Origin of the sequence: Sphingomonas sp., assembly GCF_025362505.1 — a bacterium.
Lineage (GTDB): Bacteria > Pseudomonadota > Alphaproteobacteria > Sphingomonadales > Sphingomonadaceae > Sphingomicrobium.
This window is the reverse complement of the sequence record NZ_JANYGG010000067.1, coordinates 20135-43942: the sequence shown is the minus strand read 5'-3', so window position 1 is coordinate 43942 and position 23808 is coordinate 20135. Positions and strand designations below refer to the sequence as shown.

Sequence of the window (23808 nt, the reverse complement as noted above, 5' to 3'; positions counted from 1 at the left end):
CCCCTTCACGCAACGCCTTGCCGCTAGGGGCTTTTCAGCAAGGCTCCAGCAAGCTCGGGTACGGCATGGGGAGGATCATGTTGCACCACAATCTCGCGTGGCGGACGTCGCTTGCCGCCGCCGCGCTCCTGTTGGCCGGTCCGGGGCATGCGCAATATATCGACGGGGCTGCGCCGCCACTGCCGGTCGCGCCGCTCGGCGCCGAGGGCCCCGCCGACGCTTTGGCCCGCAATGTCCGGATCCTCGCCCAGAGCCCCCGCGATTACAAAGCGCTGGTCGGCGCTGGCCTGGCCGCACTGGCGACCGGCGATGCCGAGGCGGCAGTCGGCTTTTTTGGGCGTGCCGCCGACGTCTGGCCGACCGCGCCCGCGCCCAAGGCGGGGATGGGCGCCGCGCTCGCGGCGATGGGCGAAGCGGCCCAGGCGCTGCCCGAATTCGACAAGGCCCAACGCGCTGGCGCGGCGGTGGAGAGCTTCGCCGCCGACCGCGGCCTCGCCCGCGACTTGCTCGGCCAGCAGGCGCTTGCCCAAGCCGATTACCGCCTCGGCCTCAACGGCCCCGACGCCGCCGAAGCGCGCCGCCGCCTCGCGCTCAGCCTCGCCATCTCCGGCGACCGCGCGGGCGCGCAGACCGCGCTCGCGCCGCTCCTCCTGCGTCCCGACACCGCCACCAGCCGTACTCGCGCTTTCGTCCTCGCGCTCGGCGGCGATCCCGACGGCGCCGACCGGGCGCTCGATGCTGCCATGCCCGGTCTTTCGAGCCGGCTCGATCCCTTCTTCCGCCGCCTGTCGACGCTTTCTCCCGCGCAAAAAGCGGCCGCGGTCCACCTCGGCATCTTCCCCGGCGATGGCAGTGCCACGCAGGTCGCCGGCGTTACCCCGCCGCCAGCCGCGCCCAGCTATCGCCTCGAGATCCAGCCGGTCACCGGCGATCGCCTCGCCGGGATCGACGCGCTGCTCCGCCAGCCGAGTCAGGCGGCGTCAGCCAGCAGGCCGCCAGCTCCGCCCCCGGCAACCGTCGCGGTCGCCGCTCCGCCACCGACCCAACCAACGCCCCGACCATTCGCGATCAGGCGCGTCTGGGTGCAGCTCGCCAGCGGGACCGACGAGGCCGCGCTCGGCGCGCAGTTCAGCCGCATCGTCGCGCGCAAGCCCGAGCTGTTCACCGGCATCCGCCCGTTCGTTTCCCAGGTCGACGGCAAGACGAAGCTGCTGATCGGTCCGTTCCACAATAGCGACGACAGCGCGACCTTCATCGAGGATCTCGCCGACGCGCGTATTGACGGCTTCACCTGGACCAGCCCAGAGGGGCAACCCGTCAGGAAACTCGATACTCCATGAAACTCGCCGAAACGCTCGCTGCGCACCCATCACGATCGCGCGGCCGGCGTTTCGCCGAACCTGACAGCGCCCCGCGTGGACCGCGGGATGCCTTCCAGCGCGACCGCGACCGGATCGTCCACTCGGTCGCCTTCCGCCGCCTGCGCCACAAGACGCAGGTGTTCATCGCCCCCGACGGCGATCATTTCCGGGTCCGCCTGACCCATTCGATCGAGGTCGCGCAGATCGGCCGCACCATCGCGCGCGTACTCGGCCTCAACGAGGATCTGACCGAGGCGCTGTGCCTTGCCCACGACCTTGGCCACCCGCCGTTCGGGCATGGCGGCGAGGACGCGCTCCAGCGTACCATGGCCGACGCCGGCGGGTTCGACCACAACGCCCATACGCTGCGGCTCGTGACCTGCCTCGAAAGCGTGTATCCCGATTTCGACGGTTTGAACCTGACGTGGGAAACGCTCGAGGGCCTCGCCAAGCACAACGGCCCGGTCGCGTCCGCGCCGTGGGCGCTGGAAGAAGCCAACGCCGGGTTCGACCTCGACCTCGCCAGCTGGCCCAGCCTCGAGGCGCAGGTCGCCGCCATCGCCGACGACATCGCCTACGACAATCACGACATCGACGACGGGCTGCGCTCGGGTATCCTGACGATGGCCGAGTTGCTCGATGTGCCGATCGTCGAGCGCCACTGGGCGGCGATCGCCTCGCGCCATCCCGGCCTCGCTCCCGAGCGCCGCCAGCGCGCCTTGGTCCGCGACATGATCGGGACGATGGTCGGCGATGTCCTCGACGAGACCCGCCGCCGCGTCGCGGAAGCTGGCGTGACGACGATCGACGAGGTCCGGGCCGCCGGCTTCCAGCTGGTCGGCTTCTCGCCTGCCTTTTCCGCCGAGGAGCGCGAGCTCAAACGCTTCCTCTACGACCGCCTCTACAACAGCGCTGCGTTAACCCCAATCCGGATCGAAGCGCAGCGCATCGTCACCGACCTCGCGATCGCTTACCGCGACGGCGGCGTCCAACTCCCGCCCGGCTGGCGGCGCGGCGAGGGGGAGACCGCCCGGCTGCGCGGCATCGCCGACTTCATCGCCGGGATGACCGACCGCTTCGCCATCGCCCGCCACGAGGAGCTGGTCGGCCCGGTGAACCTGCCGGATCGGTTCTGAGAGGCTTCTGCCCGATCAGTGCGGGATGACGAGCGCCCGTGACGTAGCCGCGATGCTGCGCTAGACGCCCGGCCTCCCGCACTTGAACCGGTGATCGATCTTGTCCCTCTATGCCCGCTATTCGCACCTGCTCGATGAGGCGCTGTCCGCGCTCGAAGCCGAGGGCGCGCTGCCCGCCGGGCTCGACCGCAAGAACGTCGCGGTGGAGCCGCCGCGTGACGCGAGCCACGGCGACCTTGCGACCAATGCCGCGATGGTGCTCGCCAAGCCGGCCGGGACCAATCCGCGTAGCCTTGCCGCGCTGATCGCGCCGAAGATCGAGGCGATGCCCGGAGTGACCGCGGTCGAGGTCGCTGGCCCCGGCTTCATCAATCTCCGTTTGACCGAGGCGGCATGGCGCGAAGAACTCACCGCGATCCTCACCGCCGGTGACGACTATGGCCGCTCGACCGTCGGCAACGGCGGGCGGGTCAACGTCGAATATGTCTCGGCCAACCCGACCGGGCCGATGCACATGGGCCATTGCCGCGGCGCGGTCGTCGGCGATGCGCTGGCGTCGCTGCTCGAGGCGGCCGGGTTCGACGTCACCCGCGAATATTATGTCAACGACGCCGGCAGCCAGGTCGACACGCTCGCCCGCTCGGCGCACCTGCGCTACCGCGAGGCGTTGGGCGAGCAGATCGGCGAGATCCCCGAGGGGCTCTATCCGGGCGATTACCTTGTCCCGGTCGGCAACCTGCTCGCCGCCGAATATGGCGATCAATATGCCGCCGCGCCCGAGGGTGAATGGCTGGCCTTGTTCAAACGCCGCACCGTCGCGTCCATGCTCGACCTCATTCGCGCCGATCTGGCGCTGCTTGGCATCCACCACGACGTGTTCGCGTCCGAGATGGAGCTGCACGAGAGCGGGCTCGTCACGCAGGGCATGGCGGCGCTCGAGGGCAAGGGCCTCGTCTACCAGGGCGTGCTTGAGGCACCGAAGGGCGAAACCCCCGATGATTGGGAGCCGATCGAGCTGACCCTGTTCCGCTCGTCGCAGTTCGGCGACGACCAGGACCGGCCGATGAAGAAATCGGACGGTAGCTGGACCTATTTCGGAGCCGACGCCGCCTATCATTTGCAGAAGGCGGCCAAGGCCGACCACCTCGTCAACATCTGGGGCGCCGACCATGCCGGCACGGTCAAGCGCGTCCAGGCGGCGGTTACCGCGCTGACCGACGGGCGGGTCGATCTCGACGTCAAGCTGGTCCAGATGGTCCGCCTGCTGCGCGCCGGCGAGCCGATCAAGATGTCCAAGCGCTCAGGCAATTTCGTTACCCTCGCCGATGTCGTGCGCGAAGTCGGCAAGGACGTCGTGCGCTTCATGATGCTGACCCGCCGCGCTGACGCGCCGCTCGATTTCGATTTCGCCAAGGTGGTCGAGGCGTCGAAGGACAATCCGGTGTTCTACGTCCAATACGCCCATGCGCGGATCGCGTCGCTGCAGCGAAAAGCGGTCGAGGCGGGGATCGACATCGCGGCGCCGGCCGACCTCACCCTGCTCGGCGCCGAGGAGCTCGCCCTCGTCAAGCAGGCGGCGCAATTCCCGCGCATCATCGAGGCGGCGGCGCTGGCCCACGAGCCGCACCGCATCGCCTTCTTCCTGGGTGACCTCGCCGCGGCGTTCCATTCCCTGTGGAACCGCGGCAACGACGATCCGTCGCGCCGCTTTGTGCTGGAAGATCAACCCGCTCTGACCCGCGCCCGGCTTGAGTTGGCGCGCGCACTGGCGCAAGTCATACGCAGCGGACTGGCACTGATGGGAGTCGCCGCCGCCGAGGAAATGCGCTGATGGCGACCACGCCACCGTCCCCCTCTTCGCCGCCGAACGATGACGGCCGCCTGCCGTGGCTCGACGCCGAGCCGGTATCGCCTCGGGTGGCGGTTGGGCCAGCCGCCAAGCCGCTATCTCCCGAATCGGGGCTGATGTGGCCGGTCGCGCTGATGGTCGCGGCGCTGATCGCGGCGGGTGCGTTTATCCTCGGACGCGGGAGCCATGTTGCCTCGCCGCCGCCGGTCCTGCCTACGGCCCTTTCGCCAGCACGTCCGTTGACGCCGGTGCCGGCTCCGACGCTGAAGTCGGCGCAAACCCCTCCCGCGCTCGCCCGGGTTGCGAGCAAGGAAGCACGCATGGCCGCGCCCGCTGCTCCAGGCCGTCACGAAACTCCCACGTTGCACCTTCGTCCCGAGCAGGTCCGCGCGGTCCGCCGCATCGCCAGTTCCGCGCGCGTCCGCGTTCACCGTGATGCCGTGCCGCGCGTCGCTTACTCGCCGCGTGTCGGCCTGCCGGGTCGTGTGGTCCAGCTCGGCGCCTACAACAGCGTCCGCGATGCCGAGGCCGCCGCGGTGAAGTTCCGCTATAAATATCGCGGGCTGCTCGAAGCCCTGCCCAAGGCGGTGCTGCCGTTCCGCCTGAAGGGATCGCGTAAAATGTTCTACCGCGTCCAGTTCGTCACGCCGAGCCAGGCCTATGCCGAGGTAACGTGCCAGCGGCTGCGCGCGGCGAAGAAGACTTGTATCGTCGTATACTGACGCGAAGCCGACAGGGAAGAATCCAAGATGAGTGACCGCCGCGCCGCGTTCGACGAAGAGGGATTGCCGTGGCTCGAGGCGGTGCCCGACGAGGATGGCCCGCGCGGGGTGTCGGCGAAGAAGATGCTCGCCGCTTTGCTGATGGTCGGGCTCGCCGTCGCACTGATCGCGGCGACGGCATTCATCATCGGCCGCCGCGCCGCCGGGCCGACCAGCGGACCCGCTGAGCTGATCAAGGCCGACCCGCGCCCCTACAAGGTCAAGCCGAGCGATCCCGGCGGGCTTGATGTCGCCGGCGACAGCCAGACCGCCTTTGCGACAAGTGCGGGGTCGGACACCGACGCACAGATCGACATGAACGCGGTCACCGAGACGCCGATCGCGCGGCCTGAGACCAGGCCCGAGCCCAAGCCCGAGCCGAAACCCAAGACGCTGCCGCCGAACGAGACCAAGGAGCTCGTGCCCGTCCAACCGGCAACTCCGGCCGAGGCAGCCCCGCAAATCCCTGCCGGCGGCTCGGGGTCGGTCATCCAGCTTGGCGCTTTCTCGTCCAACGTGAAGGCCGAGGCGGCGTGGAAGGCGTTGACCGCGCGCTTCTCTTCGCTTGGTGCCCTGACCAAGATCGTCGTGCCGGTCCCGGGCAGCAAGCTTTACCGTTTGCGTGCCGGTGCGCAGACGGCGGCCGATGCGAAGGCGATGTGCCAGACACTGCGCGTCGCGGGCGAGAATTGCGTGGTGATCGGCTGATGCTCGCTGCGATCCTGAGCCTGTCGGGGCTCGACTTGACCGCCGACGAGGCCAGCCTGTTCCGCGACGCCAGCCCCGCCGGCTACATCCTGTTCGCCCGCAACATTCAGGATCGGGGCCAGCTCAAAGCGCTAACCGACTCGCTGCGCGATCTCCACGACCGCGATGACCTGCCGATCCTGATCGACCAGGAAGGCGGCCGCGTCGCGCGGATGCGCCCGCCCGAATGGCCCGCATTCCCGGCCAACGAGGCGTTCGACCGGCTCTACAGGTTGGCGCCCGCGTCCGCGATCCAGGCCGCCCGCTGGAACGCCCGCGCGATCGCGTTGACGCTCGCCGAGGTCGGGATCACGGTCGACTGCCTGCCGATGCTCGACGTCCGCCAGCCGGGCGCGAGCGACATCGTCGGCGACCGCGCACTGGGCTCGGAGCCGATGCAGGTCGCGGCGCTTGGCCGCGCGCAGCTCGAAGGGCTCGCCTCGGCTGGCGTGGTCGGCGTCATCAAGCATATCCCCGGCCACGGCCGCGCGCTGGTCGACAGCCACCTCGAATTGCCCGTCGTCGACGCCGGCGAGGAAGATCTCGTGATCGACCTCGAACCGTTCGAGCGGCTCGCCGACGCACCCATGGGGATGACCAGCCACATCCTCTACCGCGCGTGGGACGCGACGCTCCCCGCCAGCCAGTCGCCGACCGTGATCAACTCGATCATCCGCCAGCGGATCGGGTTCGGCGGCTTCCTGATGAGCGACGACATTGGCATGGAGGCGCTGAGCGGCGACGTCGGCACCCGCGCCGTGGCGTGCGTCGCGGCGGGTTGCGATGCCGCGCTGCATTGCTCGGGCAAGCTCGACGAAATGATCCGCGTCGCCGAGGCGGTTCCGGCGATGACCGCCGAGGGCGACGCCCGTCTGACGCGCGCCATGGCGACGCGCTTCACCGGCGGCGAGGGGATGACGCTGGCCGAGGCGATCGACACCCGCGACCAGCTCCTGGCGCTCGCCTGACGAATGGTGACGTGACCAGCGAGTTTGCCTTCAGCAACGCCGATGATGGGCTGACGCTCAGCCTCGACGGCTGGGAGGGCCCGCTCGACCTGCTACTGACGCTCGCCCGATCGCAGAAGGTCGACCTTCGCGAAATCTCGATCCTCGCGCTGGTCGAACAATATCTCGCCTATCTCGACGGCGCGAAGGTGCTGCGACTCGAGATCGCCGCCGATTATCTCGTTATGGCGGCATGGCTCGCCTACCTCAAATCCTGCCTGCTGCTGCCCAGGGACGCCGAGGCCGACCCAAGCCCCGAAGAACTCGCCTGGCGGCTCCAGCAGCGCCTCGCCCGGCTCGATGCGATGCGCGACGCCGGGGCGCGGCTGATGGGCCGTGACCGGCTTGGCCGCGACGTGTTCGCGCGCGGCGCGCCCGAAGGCCTGCGGCTCGCACGAAGCGCCGTGTGGCAATCTACCCCGTTCGAGCTGTTCGCCGCCTATGGCCGGGTCAAGGCGCGCACCCAGCCGGCGATGCACATCGTCGCCCACCGCGCGGTGATGGCGATCGAGGAAGCGATCGAGCGGGTCGGGCGGTTGATCGGCGCGGCGCTCGACTGGACCCGGCTCGAAGCGTTCCTGCCGCCCGCGCTCGACCCGCTGTACCGCAAGTCGGCGCTCGCCTCGTCGTTCGTCGCGGCATTGGAGCTGGCGCGGCAGGGGCGGCTCGAACTCGCGCAGGACGAACCGTTCGCGCCGCTCGAACTGAGGGTGATCGCCTGATGGACGATTTCACGCGTGCGGTCGAAGCGGTGCTGTTCGCCTCGGGCGACCCACTCAGCCCCGACGATATCGCGCTTCATGCCGGAGAGGGCGACGTCTCCGCCGCGCTCGCCAGCCTCGCCGAACGTTACACCGGCCACGGCATCGAGCTCGTCGAACGCGGTGGCCGCTGGCATTTCCAGACCGCCCCCGATCTCGCCCACCTGCTCCGCCGCACCCGCGAGGAACCGCGCCGGCTGTCACGCGCGGCGACCGAATGTCTCGCGATCATCGCCTTCCACGAGCCCGTCACCCGCGCGGAAATAGAGGCGATCCGCGGGGTACAAATCTCGAAGGGGACGATCGACGTGCTAATGGAGGCGAGCTGGGTGCGCACCGCCGGGCGCCGAGAAAGCCCCGGCCGGCCGTTGCTCTATGCGACCACCCCGGCCTTCTTGACCCACTTCGGCCTCTCCTCGCGCCGCGACCTGCCGGGGATCGACGATCTCAAGGCCGCCGGGCTGCTCGACCCGCTCGATGAGGCGGCGCTCAGCCTATCGCTGGAAACAGGCGCCGATGAGGACTAAGGTGTGGGCAACGATCCTTTCCCGGAGTGCATATCATGGGCGGTTTCAGCCTCATCCACTGGCTCATCCTCGGAGTCGTCGTCCTCCTCCTGTTCGGCGGCAATCGCTTCAGTTCGATGATGGGCGACGTCGCCAAGGGGCTGAAAAGCTTCAAGCAAGGCATGGCCGACGAGGAATTGGGGCAGGGCAAGGCCGACCCGCGCCTCGCCCCGCCTCCGCAGCAGCTTCCGCCCCAGCAGCCGACCTACGCCCTCCCGCCGCAGGCCTATACCCCGCCGCCCCAGGCCTCCCCGCTCGAGCCGATCGTGCCCAAGGCGCCCAACGCGCATCCTGACCATGTCGAGATGACCCCCGATTCGCCCCCGACCGAGAGTGCCCCGCCATCGCCGCCGCGCGGCGTTCCGCCGAGCGGTGAGCCGACCAACTGAGCACGGCCGCCTGAATGTTCGGAATCGATTCGTCCGAGCTGCTGATCGTCGCGGTCGCGGCGCTGATCTTCATCGGTCCCAAGGATTTGCCGCGGGTGATGATGACCGTCGGTCGCTGGGTCGGTCGCGCGCGGGGTTACGCGCGCCACTTCACCGCGGGCATCGAGAATATTGTTCGCGAGGCCGAGCTCGAGGAGATGGAGAAGAAGTGGCGCGATGAGAATGCGCGGATCATGGCGCAATTCCCGTCGACCGTCAGCTATCCCGAACCGCTCGCCCAGCCGGCGCCGGTCGAGCCGCCCGCAATGTCTGACGCCGCGCCGCCGTACATGATGCCGCTGCCCTCCGAGCGGCCCGTTGCGGCTCCCACCGCCAGTGATGAACCGTCGCTCCCGCTCGACCTGCCGAAGCGCGAGCTGCCATGATCAGCGACCTCGACGACAGCAAGGCGCCGTTGATCGACCATCTGATCGAGCTTCGCCGCCGCCTGCTATGGTGCGTCGCGACGCTGGTCGTCGCGTTCGGCCTGTGCCTCATAATTGCCAGGCCAATCTTCGCCATCCTCGTCCAGCCACTGCTTCGCGCGGGGCAGGGCAAGCTCATCTACACCGACATTTTCGAGGCCTTTTTCGCCGAGGTGAGGGTCGCCTTCTTCGCCGCGCTGATGATCAGCTTTCCGGTCCTCGCCACCCAGATCTGGCGGTTCGTCGCGCCCGGCATGTACGCCAAGGAAAAGCGCGCCTTCCTGCCGTTCCTGCTGATGACCCCGTTCTTCTTCACCGGCGGCGCGGCGTTCGCTTACTTCGTCACCATGCCGTTCGCGCTGCATTACCTGCTCAGCTATCAGGGCAATATCGGCGGGGTCCAACAGGAGGCGCTGCCCGGGGTCGGCAATTATCTGACTTTCGTCACCCGCTTCCTGTTCGGTTTCGGCGTCGCCTTCCTGCTGCCGATCCTGCTGATGATCCTCGAGCGCGCCGGGCTCATCACCCGCGAGCAGCTCAGCAAGTCGCGGCGCTATGCGGTGGTGATCGTGCTGGCGGTGTCGGCGGTGCTGACCCCGCCCGACGCGGTGTCGATGCTGCTGCTCGCGGTGCCGCTTTACGCCCTGTATGAATTCGCGATCGTGGCGATCCGCATCACCCACTGGCGCGCCGCCCGCAAGGCGGTCCCCGAGGTCACTGCCGACGCGGTCGAATTGCCGGCCATCCCTCCCGGCGACTAGCCGAGCTATCTCGCCAAGCACCCGCAAAAAAAGAGCCCGATCTTTCGACCGGGCTCTGGTAAATTTTGGGCCCGGAACCACTACCGGGGGGGGGAGGGTTGGCGGTTCCGGGCCCATTTGATCGGATAGCGAGAGCGGGGGGGCAAAATTCGCTATCCGAGATCTTAAACGTCCTTAATTCGGTCCCGGTTCCGAGCCTTTTTAAAAAAATCGTGGCAGGCCGAAAAAAGTTCAGCCGGGGAAAACCGGCAAGTCGACGCTCATCCGGCCGAGCCGCAAATCGAGCGTCGAACGCAGCTGGCGAGCAAGCCCGGTGATGACCCGCTCGAACTGCACCTTGTCCTTGTCGCCAGCGTCCGCTTCAGTCAGCGCCGAGCTTTCAACCGATAGCCGCGCGGTAAGCTCGCTTGTCCGCCTCAGCGTGATCTCGATCGGCGCGGCGGCCAGCCGCAGCATCGAAAATTCGACCACCTCGGTGACAAGGAAAGCAGCGGCGACCGCCACATCCTGGGTCGTCGCGGCACTATCGACGTCGAGCATGATCGAGGTCTGCCGCGCGCTCTCCGGTGCCGATCCGCGCAGCCCGGCGGACAATTCGGTCAGCAGCGAGCGAAGCGCGATCCCGCGATTGTCCTCACCCTCGGCGAAATGATTGCGGTGGACGACGGCGAGCGCATCGACCCGCCGCGCAATCGCCGCATACGCCGACTTGCCCTCGGGACCGGTGACGTTGCGGCCGTGGATGCTGAGCAGCGACGCAACGACCTGCAAGTTGTTCTTGACCCGGTGGTGGACCTCGCGGACCAGCCGCCGCTGACCCTCGAGCGCCTCGCCCATCTCGCGCTCCGAGCTTTCGATCCGTTCGACCGAGCGGGCGAACGCCTGGCCTAGGCTCTCAATCTCGATCGCGGGTCCGATTCCGCGCGGCAGGGTAAAACCGCCCGCACTCGGGTCATAGGTCGCCACCGCCCGCTCGAGCCGGCGAAGCGGGCGGATCAGCAGCCGCGTTACCAGCAGCCAGCTGATCAGTGCGGCGACGACCCACATGATCACCGGCAGCAGCAGGATCAGCCATTCGCCAGCCGACAAACGCTGCGTCGGCACGGTAACGCGCACCGAAAGCTGGCCGTTCGCGATGTCGTGCATGGTCGCATGGGCCCGGCGGATGCGCTCGTTGCTCTGCTCGCCGATGATCGCGGTGCTGTTGATCCCGTCATCTACCTGCAGACCGACTATATCGGTCGCGACGTCACGCGCCGCGCTGGCGACCTCGGCAAAGGAAATGCGGTTAGTCGCCATCCCGTCAACCACGCCGACCCGGACAAACAGCGCCTTTCCGACTGGGTCGATCCACAGCGCGATTCCACCCGGTGGTGCGAAGCGCGCGCCATTGGGAGCGCGAAACTCCGGCGTGTTGCAATGCTCGCTGCCGTCGGGTCCCTCAATTGAAAAGGTGCGCGATACCGCCGGCGCGATCGCCAGCGACCGCCGTGCTTCCTCGCAGTCATTGGCGTCCGGAGTGGCGAGCGCGCTACTCGCCGCGATTCGCAGGGCAAGCGCGTTGCGCGCAATCAGGCTTTCGATCGCGCGCGAGGCGGCCCGATCCTGTTCCTTGGCGCGCTGGTCGAGGGCGGCGTTGGCGCGATCGATTCCGGTCCGCGCCGTCCAGATCATCGCCAGCCCGATCGGCAGCAAAGCCAGCGATATGAGCAGGAACAGCTTGGCAGCGGTCGGCAACCGGGCGAAGGATGCGGCCATCAGAAGTAGTTCACGGAACGAAGGATAACCGCGTTCCTAGCCGAGCCGGCCAAGCAGATCCTTGAGATCGGCCGGAATATCCTCGCGCAGCGTGTTGTCGTAGACCGACCGCAGCGCGCGACCGACGTCCGTTGGTCGGCGTGGCGGTTTCTTGTTCGGTGCCACCTTGGTCCCCTTTTCGCCGCCCTGGCTTTTATCTTCACCGGCACCCGCGTCGCCAGCGCGCCGGATTTGCGGATCGGCGCCACTTTGCGGATCGGCTTCGTTGCTGCCACTCAACCTCTCGTCCCCCTCGGGCGGGCGACGCTCGCGCGCGCGCTCCATATTTTTTACGCGTCACAGCGAAATCGTCAGAACATCAACAGTGTGTCGCAACTAGGACCGCTCCCGCCCAGCGTCAATTGGCGCAAGGCGGTATTGAATCCCGTGACGGGAAACCAAAGCCGCGCTGCTTTGTTCCACTGTTCGACATGCGCCAAGGGGGCGCTGTTCGCGCGCCTGTCGACCGCGGCCGCGATTTCGCGCACTTGCATCGACGCCAGCCCACGCCCAAAAGGGCCGACGCGTCCCGAAACAGGAGTTCCACCGCCGATGTCGCTTGGTCAAGACCTTGCTCCACACCTTCCGTTCCTGCGCCGCTATGCGCGCGCCCTGACCGGCAGCCAGGCGCACGGCGACGCGTTCGTTCGCGCCACGCTGGAGGCAATCGTCGCCAGCCCCGAGGATTTCCCGCGCGACGTCGATCCGCGCCTCGGCCTCTACCGCACCTTCCACGCGATCTGGTCGAGCGCCAATATCGAAGAGGGCGACGAGCCCGGCGACGGCTACAACAATCCCGAGGGGATCGCCCGCGCGCGCCTGTCGCGGATCACGCCGCTGTCGCGTCAGGCGCTCCTCCTCACCAGCCTGGAGGGCTTTTCGACCGAAGACACCGCCTTCCTGATCGGTTGCGGCCCCGACGACGTCGACAGCCTCGTCACTGAGGCGCTGACCGAGATCGAGCGCCAGACGCTCGCCAACGTGTTGATCATCGAGGATGAACCGATCATCGCGATGGATATCGAAACGATCGTCCGCGACCTTGGCCATAACGTCACTGGCGTCGCTGTCACCCGCGACGAGGCGATCGCGCAGGCGCGCCAGCATCCGCCGGGCCTTGTCCTCGCCGACATCCAACTGGCCGACGATTCCAGCGGCATCGACGCGGTCAAGGACATCCTTGCCGAATTCTCGGTGCCGGTGATCTTCATCACCGCCTTCCCCGAGCGGCTGTTGACCGGCACCCGTCCCGAGCCGACGTTCCTGATCACCAAGCCGTTCCAGCGGTCGACGGTCAAGGCGGCGATCAGTCAGGCGCTGTTCTTCGACGCGGCGACCATTCCGGCGGATTAGACCATGATCGTTTTGGATTGAAATGATCTAAGGCGCGAATAACGGACTAACGGATGATCCAGGGCTGGCTCACCCTATCGGCGTAAGCGCGGAGTGCTTCCGCCGCGACCGATCGGGCTCCAAGGCCACCGCCAACAAAGCGGAACATGGACGTCCAAGCTTCGTTGCCTCTGCGAACCGAACGACTTCGTGGGGACACAGCACAGCATGGCCGAAGAACAGGAACATCTCACCACGACCGAGGCGCGGGCCGGCAGCACACCGGGCGTCGCCCGCAATGTGCTGACCTATGGGCTGATCCTTGTCGTAGCACTGTTTGCGATCATCTTGTTCATCGCCCGTTGAGCTTCTAGGATCCACGGAGCGCTTGGTGACTTACAAAGGCTCGCGAACCCTTGGCCGCGAGCAGCTGATAGGGTGGGGATTGTGACCAGCGACGAAGACGATGACGATTATGTCGAGCCGCCGCGCCCCGAGCCGGTGCCGCTGCCCGATAACGAGTTCAAGGACCAGCTCGGCGCGGTCATCCCGCACTTGCGCGCCTTCGGCCGTTCACTCTCGGGCAGCCGCGATCTCGCCGACGACCTCGTACAGGAAACACTTCTGAAAGCTTGGGCGGCGCGCAAGCGGTTCCAAGCCGGCACCAACATGCGCGCCTGGACTTTCATCATCCTGCGCAACCTGTTCCTGAGCCAGATGCGCCGCGCGCGGTTCAAGGGTGAATGGGACGATATCACCGCAGCCAAGATCCTTGCCGCGCCGGCCAGCCAGGACAAGCATATCGAGCTTGGCGACATGCAGCGCGCGTTGCTTCACTTGCCCCAGCCGCAGCGCGAGGCGCTGATCCTGGTCGGCGCGGGCGGGTTCGCCTATGAAGAAGCAGCCGAAATCTGCGGCTGCGCGGTCGGCACGATCAAGAGCCGCGTCGCGCGCGGACGGGTCGCTCTGGAGGCGCTGCTGACTGGGGGCAAACTGCCGTCGCGCCGACAGCACATCACCGACCCCAACCGCACCGCGCTTCAGACGATCATGAGCCAGGTCGACGAACTCAGCCGCGAACGTGACGCCGTACCCGGCGAGATCGCCTGATTTTGGCCGAGAGCCTGATCGGTTGAGGTGACAGCGCTCCGCTCTTCCGCCCGAAGCGTGAATCAGGCTTTAATCATGGTCTAGCTGAGCCGGGCGAGTAACTCGTCAATGTCGCGCGCGCACGGATCCTGATCCAGCGGCAACGCCTGGAACGCACGGCGCAGGGCAGCGGCGATGCCGGCCTGAGCCGGCGGAAATTCGACCTTGATCATACGACGATTCATCTGATCGGCTTCCGTGCCCTTCAACAAGTGACGTGATCGAGTCATCGCGTCATAAACGGGCGGTGAGCCGGTATGTTTCCCTTATAATCCTATTTGAAGTGGGTTGCGTGGCATGAACGACACGGTTGGCCCGCCCGAACGCACCGCCGCGGTCGCTCGCGCGATCGAATTTGCGCCCTTCCTGCGTGATGCCGCGCGGCTCCTTCCCGAGCTGGTGGCGACCTTCGTCGATGATGGAAGCAACGCGGCAATCGGATTCGCGCTGGCCAGTGGCGAAGGCGAAATCGGAGCCGTCCTTCGCCGCCGCCGCAGGGCGCTGGCGCTCGCCGTCGCGCTCGGCGACCTCGCGGGCGAATTGCCGCTCGAACGGGTCACCGGCGCGCTGTCCGACTTTGCCGACGCCGCGATCGACGCGGCGCTCGTCCAGGCGATCGCCGAGCGCGTGCCGGGCGCCGAGCCGCGCGGCCTTGCGGTGCTCGCGCTGGGCAAGCTCGGCAGCCGCGAACTCAACTACTCGTCCGATGTCGACCTGATCCTGCTGTTCGATCCGCACGCCCTTCCGCGCCGCCCGCGTGACGATCCCGGCGAAAGCGCAGCGCGGATTGCCCGACGGATGGTCGAATTGCTCCAGGCGCGCACCGCCGACGGTTATGTTGCGCGGGTCGACTTGCGCCTTCGCCCGTCGTCCGAAATCACCCCGATCGTCCTGCCAGTCGACGCCGCCATCACCCATTACGAAAGCTCGGCATTGCCGTGGGAACGCGCCGCCTTCATCCGCGCCCGCGCCGCTGCGGGGGACGTCGCGCTCGGTACGCATTTCCTCGATGAAATTCGCCCGTTCGTGTGGCGCCGCGCGCTCGATTATGGAGCAATCGACGAAATCCGGCAGTTGTCGGTCCGCATCCGCGACCATTACGAGAAAGGCCGCTCGATCGGCCCCGGGTTCGACCTGAAGCGCGGCAATGGCGGGATTCGCGAGGTTGAATTTTTCGCCCAGGTCCAGCAGCTGATCCACGGTGGCCGCGACCCGAGCCTGCGCGCCCCCGCCACGATCGATGCGCTCGCCGCGCTGAACCACGCCGGCTGGCTACAGCCCGAAATCGCCGCTGGCCTTGCCGCCGCCTACCGCGCGTTACGCACCACCGAGCACCGGTTGCAGATGGTCAACGACCAGCAGACCCACCGCCTGCCCGCCGATCCGCAGGCGCTCGATGGCGTTGCCCGGCTATCCGGCCTGACCGCCGGCAGCGCGCTGATCGCCAGCCTCGCGCCCCATGTCGCCGCGGTCGGCTTGCAGTTCGATGCCCTGGTCAGCGAAGCTGGTGAGCGGCTCTCGTCCGACCCCCAGCAGCTCCGCGACCAACTGCAGAACATCGGGTTCGCCGACCCCGATACCGCCGCCCGCCGCATCGCCGACTGGCGCTCGGGGCGGGCACGGTCGCTGCGCTCGATCGCCGCGCAAACTGCATTCGAGGCGATGCTGCCGACGCTGATGACCGCAATCGCCGCCGCGGGCGACCCGTCGCACGCGCTCAACCGTCTTGCCGACGTCATCGAGCGGGTGCCGAGCGGGGTCAATCTGTTCCGCCTGCTCGAAGCGCGCCCGGCGCTTGCCCGGCTGCTCGCGCAGATCCTCAGCCACGCTCCGATCCTCGCCGACCAACTCGCCCGGAGGCCCGGTTTGCTCGACGGGCTGGTCGACGATTCGAGCTTCGCCGAGCCGGCCGGCGCCGTCCGCGTCGCCGCCGATCTCGCCGCGGCCATCGCCGGTGGCCCGCTCGACCATTCGCTCGAGATCACGCGGCGGATCGTCAACGAGCGCCGCTTCGCCTACGGTGTCCAGCTCGTTACCGCGCACCGCGATCCGCTAGTCATCTCGCGCGGCTACAGCGACCTTGCCGAGGGCGCGGTAGAGGTTCTCGCCAGCGCCACCCACGACGAGTTCGCCGCAACCCATGGCCGGATCAGGGGTGGTGAATTGGTCATCCTTGGCCTTGGCCGGCTCGGCGGGCGCGCGCTGACCCATGCCTCCGATCTCGATCTCATCTTCCTGTTCGATGCGCCCGCCGGGGCTTCGTCCGACGGCGCCAAGCCACTGACCGCAACCGACTATTACAACCGCCTCGCCAGCCGCATCGTCTCCTCGCTGAGCGTCCCCACCGCCGCCGGCCCGCTGTACGAGGTCGATACGCGTCTCCGTCCGCAAGGCGCCAAGGGCATGCTGGCGGTCCGCTTCGATGCGTTCGGCACCTACCAGCGCGAGGCAGCATGGACGTGGGAACATATGGCCTTGTGCCGTGCGCGGCCGGTCTACGGCAGTGCTGCGGCGCGCGAGCGGGTGGTCAAAATGGTCAACGCGCTCCTCTGTACGCCACGCGACGCGGCGAAGACCCGCACCGACGCGGCTACGATGCGGCTCGACATGGCGCGCCACAAGCCCGCCGCTGGCCCGCTCGACATCAAGCTGGGCAAAGGCGGGCTTGTTGACCTCGAGTTCGCGATCCACACGCTCCAGCTCACGAACGGCGTCGGGCTCGACCCCAGCCTCGAGATTGCGATCGAACAGCTTGCCGATGCGGGCCTGATCGACGCCGCGCTCGACGTCGACATGCGCCTGCTGCTGCGGATGCTCGTCATCCTGCGCCTCGTCGCGCACGGCGGCGAGCCCGCCCCCGCCAGCCGCGCGCTGGTCGCCGAAGCGTGCGGCCAGCCCGATTGGGACGCGCTGCTTGAAGCGCAGGCCGCAGCACGGCAAAGGATCGCTTCATTCTGGCAAGAGGTGAAGCGGTCATGATCGACGAAGGTGATGCGGTTCCGGCGGCGACGCTGCGCTTGAGCGACGGCTCGACCATCGATCTCGAAGCGCCGGGAGCGACCGTGCTCTATTTCTACCCGAAGGACGACACCTCGGGCTGCACCCGCGAAGCGCAGGATTTCACCGAACTCGCCGGTGATTTCGCCACGGCCGGCGCGCGGGTCGTCGGTGTATCGCGCGACGAGATGAAGAAACATGATAAGTTCATCGCCAAATACGACCTCAAGGTCCCGCTCGCCAGCGACGCCGACGGCGCTTTGAGCGAGGCGTTTGGCACCTGGGTCGAAAAGTCGATGTACGGCCGCAAATATATGGGGATGGAGCGCGCCACCTTCCTCATCCGCAACGGCAAGGTCGCCAAGGCGTGGCGCAAGGTCAAGGTCCCGGGCCACGCGGCGGAAGTGTTGAAGGCCGTTTAGAACTTCTTCGAAAGCCCCGCGAAGATGCCCCGCCGCGCGCCATATTGCGGGGCGCCGACGCCGACCCCAGACCCGTCGCGGATGAGATAGGACTTGTCGAACAGGTTCGCGACATCGACCCGCAGCGTCATCCCCTTGAGTGGCCCCGGCCCGGTGAAGTTCTGAGCGATTCCCACGTTCATCGTGAAATAGGCCGGCAGCTTGCCGCCGTTGGGGATGGCGGTGAGCGGGTTGGGATCGTCCTTGCGCAGCCCGCTGCCGTAGATGAAGCTGGCCGTCGGCACGAGCGTTCCCGGGCCATTGCGGATCGTCACGCTGGCCCCGCCCGACGCGGTCCAGTCTTGGCTGTGGTCGGTGAAGATATAGCGGTTGCTGACTTTGGCGAGCTCGTCGGGCGCAAAGAAATATTGGCTCGAATTGATGTTCTTGCCTTTCTCTTGCCCGTGCGCGACATTGGCATAAACGTCGAACGGCCCGCGCGTGTAGTTGCCGCTGAGCTCGATCCCCCATGCATAGCCCTTGGCGTAATTGAACGGCGACAGGACGAGCGCAGAGCCGAACTGGCCCTCGTCGAGCAGGTTGCGCTTGAGCTTGTAATAGCTGTCGAGTCCAAGCTTTAGCCCGCGCGCCGGGTGGATCTCGATCCCGGCGTCGAAATAATGCTCGCGTTCGGCGCGCACCGGGTCGGCGGTCGTGATCTCGCTGGCCTTGGTCGTGCCGTTGAACAGCGCCAGCGTCGGCGCGCCGATCAGTTCTTGCGGCGGCGGCGTAAAGTTGCGCGCATAGCCGGCGTGGAGCGTGACGGCATTGGTCGGTACCCACACCATGTTGACGCGCGGGCTAAGCTGCTGCTCGCGGGTATAGGCGCGCACGATGTCGAAGCGGGCGCCATAGTTGATCGTCAGCTTGGGCGTGACCGACCATTCGTCCTGGAGATAGGCGCCGTACAGCTGGCCGTTGCGCCCGCCGCGATCGGCGATCGAGAAGGGGGCCATGCCGACTAATGGGTTGCCGTCCTCATCGACCGGCAGCACGCGCGAGGTCACCGCCGTGCGCGTGCGCTCATTCTGGAAGAACAGGCCGAAGCGGACGGTGTGGCTGGCGCCGACCTTGGTCGATCCGTCGGCCTGCACCCCAGCGGCAAGGCTCGACAGCCTGGCGGCATCGGCAAAGCCGTTGAAGATGATGTCGCCGTTGTTGGGATCGGGGGTGAAGCGTGTCTGCGAATAGCGCACGAACGGCGCCACCTGGAAATTCAGATTCTCGCCGGCATATTGATAGGCGAGCACGCCATAGTGCGTGACCTCGCGCTGGTTGAGGTCGAGCTTCGCGCTGTCGAAATCGGACACGCCATTGACCGTGAACGCAGGCGACTGACCAGGCACGTTGGGAATCTGAAACCGGCCGATCGAAGTACCGCCGAACGCCGAGATGCGGCTGCTTTCGGAGAGGATGTCCGACAGATAGACGAAGCCCCGGTACTGCTTGGTCTGATCGTGGATCGCATTATTGCTCGCGGTCGGGTTCTCGACCCCAATGTCGTTCTGAAGGTAGGAACCGCTGGCGAAATAGTTGAAGTGGCCTTCGGAGCCATGGATGCTCGCGCTGGGCTGGATCGTGCCGCGGCTGCCGCCATAGACACCGATTTCGCCGCCGTTGGCGAACGCCCCCGACTGCGTCTTGAGGTTAATCACCCCCGACGTGCGATAGCCATATTGCGCGGGCAGCGTGCCGGTGAGCAGGTCGATCGAGCTGGCGATGCGCTGGTCGAAGGTCGCCCCGAAGCCCGAGATACTTTCAGGCACGATGATCCCGTTGAGGCGATACTGGAGATTGCCGTGCTCGTTGCGGACATGGACCGCGCCATAACTGTCCTGGGTCACGCCGGGGGCCTGAAGCAAGGTCGCGGCGAGGCTGAGGTTGGCGCCGCCGGGCTGCTTGTCGAGCGTCGCGCGGCTGAACGAATAGTCGCTCGCGCCCAGCGCCGGCGCGATCGAATCGCGCGCCGTATCGAGCCGCCGCCCGGTCACGACGATCTCGCCCGTGCTGCCAGGCGCGGACGGCGTCGCGGATGCGACCGCGGAAACGGGCGCAACCTCGCCAGTATCTCGCGAATTGCCCACCGGCGGCACAAGGTCGCCGGCCCAGACGGGCGTGGCAGGAAGCAGGGCAACAGCCAGCGCGGCGCAGGACAACAGGGTCGAACGGGTCATGGAACCGGGAAACTCGGGTTAAGCGCCGTGGCGGCGGCAGGAAAGGGCATGACGGAGCGACATGCTCAGTGGTGAGCCCCGTAACAACATATCTTTGCGTCCCGCTACCCATGCCAAGCTGAACCGCCGCTGACATTCGACGAACGGGAGAGATCAGTCGTGATGCGCCAGTCTACCGGCTGTGTTTAAGGCATTGCATTCGCCACGATCCCGGACGCACAACGGCACGTCGCGCAACCGGAGCAATAGCCGATGTCTCAGACCGATGATCAATCCGTCGCCAAGCATCCTGGCGGCCATGTCGCCCACCCGCAGCTGGCGCGTCACAAGGCGCATGGGGTGCACACGACGATGGCCGAGCTCAACGGCTTCAACGGCCGGCTGGCGCTCACCATCACCAATGGCGTGGGCACGATGTGGTGCGCCTATGCCTTCACCGGACTGACGCTGATCAGCCTGCCCGCGGCAATCGCCGCGGGGATTGGCCCGCTGATCTCGTGGATCGCGCAGACGTTCCTGCAGCTGGTGCTGCTGTCGATCATCATGGTCGGGCAGAAGGTCGGCGCGACGGCATCGGACAAGCAGGCGCTGCAGACCTACAAGGACGCCGAGGCGCTGCTCGAGATCAGCGACAATGTCCACCGGCTGATCAAGCTGAACAACCAGATGACCGAGGAGATCCAGCGGTCGCTGGGGGCGGCGAAGAAGGGTTAGGGGCTGCTTGGGGCACTGGCTCGCTGGCGCCCGCCACCCACCATGAACGGCTTGCTGGCGGTTCATCCCCCTTCCGCTCAGGGGGGCGGCAGTTTACTTCGGCCGCCGGATTCTGCTTTCCCCTGACGGGATGATCGAAAGGTGCTTCTTACAGAAGCCCCATCCTGCGGAAACTCGCGCATTCGTCGCCGGCGAAGAGCAGGTGATCGACCAGCGTCAGGCCGATCGCATCGCCCGCAGTCGCCAGGCGGCGAGTGGCGGTGCGGTCGGCGGCGCTCGGGGTAGGGTCGCCGCTGGGGTGGTTGTGCGCCACGATCAGGCCGGCACAGCCGCGCCGCGCGCCTTCGAGGAGGATCGAGCGGAGCGGCCAGTCGATCCCCGCCGCATCGCCATCGTGGCGCGCCAAGTGCAGGCATCGCGCCGATGCGTCGAGGTAGGCGACGAACAGGCGCTCTCGGGCTGGATCGGTGCGGCTGAAGTGGCTCGCGAAGTAGCGCCGCGCCGCGTCGAACCCGGCCAGCGAGGGTTGCTCGGCGGATCGGCTCCAGGGGGTGATCCGTGACAGGAACATCGTGCGGAGTTACGCTCCGGCGATGTCCTTTGCGACGGAATGAGGGTTCAGAACGGGCCAAAGCGGGGTAGATCGGGTCCGAAATGGAGCACACGATATCGCACCGATTCAAGTGGTCGCGTCGTCGTCCAGCACCATCGGCCGCACCGCCGGGATCGCGAACGCCCACCACAGCCCACCGAGCAGCGACACCGCGCCGGCAATGTAGAAGGCGTTGAGATAGCTTCCGGTCGCGTCGACGATCAGGCCGGTCAGGATCGGCCCGACGATCCCCGAGCAATTGCCGATGCCGTTAACGATCCCGACCCAGCTTCCCGCCGCGCGCGGGCCCGCGAACATCTGCGAAATGGCGTAGACGTTCGATCCGCACGGGCCGCCGGCGATCCCCGCGAACAGCAGCCAGAAGGCGATGTGGGCGGTGTCGCCCGCCAATCCGACGCCAAGCACCGCGATTCCCGTCAGGCTGAGTCCGGCGGCCATCAGTCCCTTGCGCAGGCGGCCTTCATCGACCCCGCGTGCCACCAGCCGATCGGACAACCAGCCGAGCAACAGCGCCGAGACCGCCTGGACGAGATAGACGGTGGTCAGCAGGCGGGTCATGTCGCCGACCGCGAGCCCGCGCGTCTTGACCAGGAACAGCGGCAACCAGGCGAGCAGGAAGAAGAACGCATAGGTGTTGGCGAAATGGCCGATGCCCATCGCCCACACCGCTTTCTCGCGCGCGACGCGGCGCAGCGGAACCATCTCGTGAGACGTGCCGCGCTCGCGCCAGTGGGGGCGAGACACCAGCAGCCACGGCACCAGCCAGACAAACGTCGCCAGCCCGAAGATCAGGAACACCGCCCGCCAGCCAAGATGGACCATGATCAGCCCGCCGGCAAAAATCCCCAGAGCGGGGCCGAAATAAAGTGCGGAGGCGATGGTGCTGTTGGCGATGCCGCGGTGCGCGCTGGAAACCTTGGCGGCGATGATCTTCGATGCTGCGGGGAAGGCGACCCCTTCGCCGATGCCGAGCGCGAGTCGGAGCACGACGAGCGAGGCGAGCCCGCCCACGAAGCTGGTCAGCGTGGTCGCCAGCGCCCACAGCGCGAGGCCGGCGGCGACGAGGCGGTAGACGCAAAAGCGGTCGGACAGCCAGCCGACGACGAGCTGGGCGGGGGCGTAGATCCAGGCAAAGGCGGAAACCGCGATGCCGAACCCGGTAGCGGTCAGCGCGAGCTCGGTCTTGAGCCCCGGCGCGGCAATCGCCAGCGCGCCACGATCGACGTAATTGAGCAGCACCAGCAGCGCGAGCGCAACGGTCAGCGCCGCGCCCGTTCCGGCTGCACTTCGCGGGCTCGCCAAGGTCGCCATCTTCTCTCTCCCGCGCCAGCCGTGTCGCCCGGCCTCACGCTTCGGGGCGGAGGCTAGGTTGCGCGGCGGGGGATGTCGATGCTGTTTTTGACGCGCTACTCGGCCGGACCGGTACGCTGCTCTTCGAGCCAGCGTTCGAGCCACTTGATGGTGTAGTCGCCTGACTGGAAGGCGGGGTCGTTGGCGATGCGGACGTGGAGTGGGATGGTCGTCTTCATGCCCTCCACGACGAACTCTTCCAGCGCGCGTTTCAACCGCATGATGCAGCGTTCGCGGGTCGAGCCATAGACGATCAGCTTGCCGATCATGCTGTCATAGTAAGGCGGCACGCGGTAGCCGGCATAAAGCCCGCTATCGACGCGGACGTGCATTCCGCCGGGCGCGACGAAATTCTTCACGAGGCCCGGTGAAGGGGCGAAGGTCTCGGGATCCTCGGCGTTGATGCGGCATTCGATCGCGTGGCCGTGGAGGATGATCTCGTCCTGGGTGCACGACAGGCCGTCCCCCTGGGCCACCCTTATCTGCTCGCGGACGAGGTCGATGCCGCTGATCATCTCGGTGATCGGATGCTCGACCTGGAGCCGGGTGTTCATCTCGATGAAGTAGAATTCGCCATGCTCGTAGAGGAACTCGATCGTGCCGGCGCCGCGATAGTGCATGTCGGCCATCGCCTTGGCGACGATCCCGCCCATGCGTTCGCGCTGCTCGGGCGAGATGACCGGGGAGGGGGCTTCTTCCAGGACTTTCTGGTGGCGGCGCTGGATCGAGCAGTCGCGCTCGCCGAGGTGGATCGCCTTGCCCTTGCCGTCGCCGAACACCTGGAATTCAATGTGGCGCGGGTCGTCGAGATATTTCTCGAGGTAGACCGTGTCATCGCCGAACGCGGCGCGGGCCTCCGAGGCGGCCTGGCTCATCAGGCTTTCGAGCTGGTCCTCGTCGGGCACCACCTTCATTCCGCGCCCGCCGCCGCCCGATGCGGCCTTGATGAGCACTGGATAGCCGACCTGTGCCGCAATTTCCTTCGCTTCGGCGATGGTTTTGAGTGGTCCCGGTGAGCCGGGGACGAGCGGCAGTCCGAGCTTCGCGGCGGTGCGCTTGGCCTCGACCTTGTCGCCCATGATGCGAATATGCTCGGGCTTGGGACCGACCCAGATGATCCCGTGGCTTTCGACGATCTCGGCGAACTGGGCATTCTCGGACAGGAAGCCGTAGCCGGGGTGGATCGCGTCAGCGTGGGTGATCTCGGCCGCCGAGATGATCGCGGGGATGTTGAGATAGCTGTCGGCTGCGGACGGCGGTCCGATGCATACCGTTTCGTCGGCTAGGCGAACGTGCATCGCGTCGCTGTCGGCGGTCGAGTGGACCGCGACGGTCTTGATGCCCATCTCGTGGCACGCGCGGTGGATCCTGAGAGCGATCTCGCCGCGGTTGGCGATGAGCAGCTTGGTGATCGGCATG

At 67.0% G+C, this 23808-nt stretch carries 23 protein-coding genes and 1 pseudogene; 17 read left to right on the top strand and 7 right to left on the bottom strand.

Going from position 1 to position 23808, the window contains the following annotated elements:
* Nucleotides 1-77 precede the first annotated feature (77 nt).
* The 11 genes and pseudogenes from Q0R27_RS06420 to tatC all read left to right on the top strand — a co-directional run bounded on the left by Q0R27_RS06420 (nt 78) and on the right by tatC (nt 9802).
* Nucleotides 78-1340: an SPOR domain-containing protein gene (locus Q0R27_RS06420; protein WP_293942484.1), complete on the top strand. Its 1263-nt coding sequence runs from the start codon at nt 78-80 to the stop codon at nt 1338-1340.
* Entirely contained in the window at nt 1337-2497 is a 1161-nt protein-coding gene (locus Q0R27_RS06415; RefSeq protein WP_293942482.1) for a deoxyguanosinetriphosphate triphosphohydrolase, read from the top strand. Before Q0R27_RS06420 ends, Q0R27_RS06415 begins: the two co-directional genes overlap by 4 nt.
* Nucleotides 2498-2597: 100 nt before the next feature.
* Complete coding sequence (gene argS / locus Q0R27_RS06410; protein WP_293942480.1) at nt 2598-4328, top strand: arginine--tRNA ligase; 1731 nt, start codon at nt 2598-2600, stop codon at nt 4326-4328.
* Nucleotides 4328-5068 (top strand): SPOR domain-containing protein, encoded by a 741-nt coding sequence (locus tag Q0R27_RS06405; protein ID WP_293942478.1) that lies wholly within the window; start codon nt 4328-4330, stop codon nt 5066-5068. The genes argS and Q0R27_RS06405 overlap by 1 nt, the downstream gene beginning before the upstream one ends.
* Nucleotides 5069-5095: 27 nt before the next feature.
* On the top strand, nt 5096-5815 hold the full coding sequence (locus Q0R27_RS06400) for an SPOR domain-containing protein (RefSeq protein WP_293942476.1): 720 nt from the start codon (nt 5096-5098) through the stop codon (nt 5813-5815).
* Nucleotides 5815-6822, top strand: coding sequence for a beta-N-acetylhexosaminidase (gene nagZ / locus Q0R27_RS06395; RefSeq protein WP_293942474.1), 1008 nt, complete (start codon nt 5815-5817; stop codon nt 6820-6822). The genes Q0R27_RS06400 and nagZ overlap by 1 nt, the downstream gene beginning before the upstream one ends.
* Nucleotides 6823-6833: 11 nt before the next feature.
* Nucleotides 6834-7583 carry a ScpA family protein gene (locus tag Q0R27_RS06390; protein WP_293942472.1) on the top strand — a complete coding sequence of 250 codons (750 nt, stop codon included), beginning with the start codon at nt 6834-6836 and terminating at the stop codon, nt 7581-7583.
* On the top strand, nt 7583-8149 hold the full coding sequence (gene scpB / locus Q0R27_RS06385; RefSeq protein ID WP_293942470.1) for an SMC-Scp complex subunit ScpB: 567 nt from the start codon (nt 7583-7585) through the stop codon (nt 8147-8149). The genes Q0R27_RS06390 and scpB overlap by 1 nt, the downstream gene beginning before the upstream one ends.
* A 35-nt stretch (nt 8150-8184) precedes the next feature.
* Nucleotides 8185-8391 (top strand): annotated as a pseudogene (locus tag Q0R27_RS06380) (twin-arginine translocase TatA/TatE family subunit); the annotation flags it as partial.
* A 200-nt stretch (nt 8392-8591) separates the two neighbouring features.
* The gene (locus Q0R27_RS06375) at nt 8592-9002 is read left to right on the top strand and encodes a twin-arginine translocase subunit TatB (RefSeq protein ID WP_293942468.1); all 411 of its coding nucleotides are present in this window, start codon (nt 8592-8594) and stop codon (nt 9000-9002) included.
* A complete protein-coding gene (gene tatC, locus Q0R27_RS06370) occupies nt 8999-9802 on the top strand; it encodes a twin-arginine translocase subunit TatC (RefSeq protein ID WP_293942466.1) in 804 nt (267 codons plus the stop codon). Before Q0R27_RS06375 ends, tatC begins: the two co-directional genes overlap by 4 nt.
* Nucleotides 9803-10033: 231 nt before the next feature.
* Here tatC and Q0R27_RS06365 read toward each other — a convergent pair whose 3' ends face one another.
* Both Q0R27_RS06365 and Q0R27_RS06360 read right to left on the bottom strand, forming a co-directional pair.
* Nucleotides 10034-11560 carry a histidine kinase dimerization/phosphoacceptor domain -containing protein gene (locus tag Q0R27_RS06365; protein WP_293942464.1) on the bottom strand — a complete coding sequence of 509 codons (1527 nt, stop codon included), beginning with the start codon at nt 11558-11560 and terminating at the stop codon, nt 10034-10036.
* A gap of 36 nt (nt 11561-11596) precedes the next feature.
* Nucleotides 11597-11884, bottom strand: a complete 288-nt coding sequence (locus tag Q0R27_RS06360; RefSeq protein ID WP_293942461.1) for a NepR family anti-sigma factor — start codon at nt 11882-11884, stop codon at nt 11597-11599.
* 267 nt (nt 11885-12151) lie between these two features.
* Here Q0R27_RS06360 and Q0R27_RS06355 point away from each other — a divergent pair, with 267 nt between their 5' ends.
* The 3 genes from Q0R27_RS06355 to Q0R27_RS06345 all read left to right on the top strand — a co-directional run bounded on the left by Q0R27_RS06355 (nt 12152) and on the right by Q0R27_RS06345 (nt 14041).
* Entirely contained in the window at nt 12152-12952 is an 801-nt protein-coding gene (locus Q0R27_RS06355; protein ID WP_293942459.1) for a response regulator, read from the top strand.
* A 207-nt stretch (nt 12953-13159) separates the two neighbouring features.
* Complete coding sequence (locus tag Q0R27_RS06350; RefSeq protein ID WP_293942457.1) at nt 13160-13297, top strand: hypothetical protein; 138 nt, start codon at nt 13160-13162, stop codon at nt 13295-13297.
* 135 nt (nt 13298-13432) lie between these two features.
* A complete protein-coding gene (locus Q0R27_RS06345) occupies nt 13433-14041 on the top strand; it encodes a sigma-70 family RNA polymerase sigma factor (protein ID WP_293942536.1) in 609 nt (202 codons plus the stop codon).
* 80 nt (nt 14042-14121) lie between these two features.
* Here the strand turns inward: Q0R27_RS06345 and Q0R27_RS06340 are convergent, their stop codons facing one another.
* Entirely contained in the window at nt 14122-14265 is a 144-nt protein-coding gene (locus tag Q0R27_RS06340; RefSeq protein WP_293942455.1) for a hypothetical protein, read from the bottom strand.
* 112 nt (nt 14266-14377) lie between these two features.
* On the opposite strand from Q0R27_RS06340, the gene Q0R27_RS06335 reads away from it, so the two are divergent.
* On the top strand, nt 14378-17059 hold the full coding sequence (locus tag Q0R27_RS06335) for a bifunctional [glutamine synthetase] adenylyltransferase/[glutamine synthetase]-adenylyl-L-tyrosine phosphorylase (RefSeq protein ID WP_293942453.1): 2682 nt from the start codon (nt 14378-14380) through the stop codon (nt 17057-17059).
* The gene (locus Q0R27_RS06330) at nt 17056-17499 is read left to right on the top strand and encodes a peroxiredoxin (RefSeq protein WP_293942451.1); all 444 of its coding nucleotides are present in this window, start codon (nt 17056-17058) and stop codon (nt 17497-17499) included. The genes Q0R27_RS06335 and Q0R27_RS06330 overlap by 4 nt, the downstream gene beginning before the upstream one ends.
* On the opposite strand, the gene Q0R27_RS06325 is transcribed toward Q0R27_RS06330, so the two are convergent.
* Nucleotides 17496-19712, bottom strand: coding sequence for a TonB-dependent receptor (locus Q0R27_RS06325; protein ID WP_293942448.1), 2217 nt, complete (start codon nt 19710-19712; stop codon nt 17496-17498). The genes Q0R27_RS06330 and Q0R27_RS06325 overlap by 4 nt on opposite strands.
* Before the next feature lie 252 nt (nt 19713-19964).
* Here Q0R27_RS06325 and Q0R27_RS06320 point away from each other — a divergent pair, with 252 nt between their 5' ends.
* The gene (locus tag Q0R27_RS06320) at nt 19965-20426 is read left to right on the top strand and encodes a hypothetical protein (protein ID WP_293942446.1); all 462 of its coding nucleotides are present in this window, start codon (nt 19965-19967) and stop codon (nt 20424-20426) included.
* 148 nt (nt 20427-20574) lie between these two features.
* On the opposite strand, the gene Q0R27_RS06315 is transcribed toward Q0R27_RS06320, so the two are convergent.
* The 3 genes from Q0R27_RS06315 to accC all read right to left on the bottom strand — a co-directional run bounded on the left by Q0R27_RS06315 (nt 20575) and on the right by accC (nt 23807).
* Nucleotides 20575-20997, bottom strand: coding sequence for a JAB domain-containing protein (locus Q0R27_RS06315; RefSeq protein WP_293942444.1), 423 nt, complete (start codon nt 20995-20997; stop codon nt 20575-20577).
* A gap of 108 nt (nt 20998-21105) precedes the next feature.
* Nucleotides 21106-22350, bottom strand: coding sequence for an MFS transporter (locus Q0R27_RS06310; RefSeq protein WP_293942442.1), 1245 nt, complete (start codon nt 22348-22350; stop codon nt 21106-21108).
* Between the two features lie 95 nt (nt 22351-22445).
* Nucleotides 22446-23807, bottom strand: coding sequence for an acetyl-CoA carboxylase biotin carboxylase subunit (gene accC, locus Q0R27_RS06305; RefSeq protein WP_293942440.1), 1362 nt, complete (start codon nt 23805-23807; stop codon nt 22446-22448).
* Nucleotide 23808: the final 1 nt, after the last annotated feature.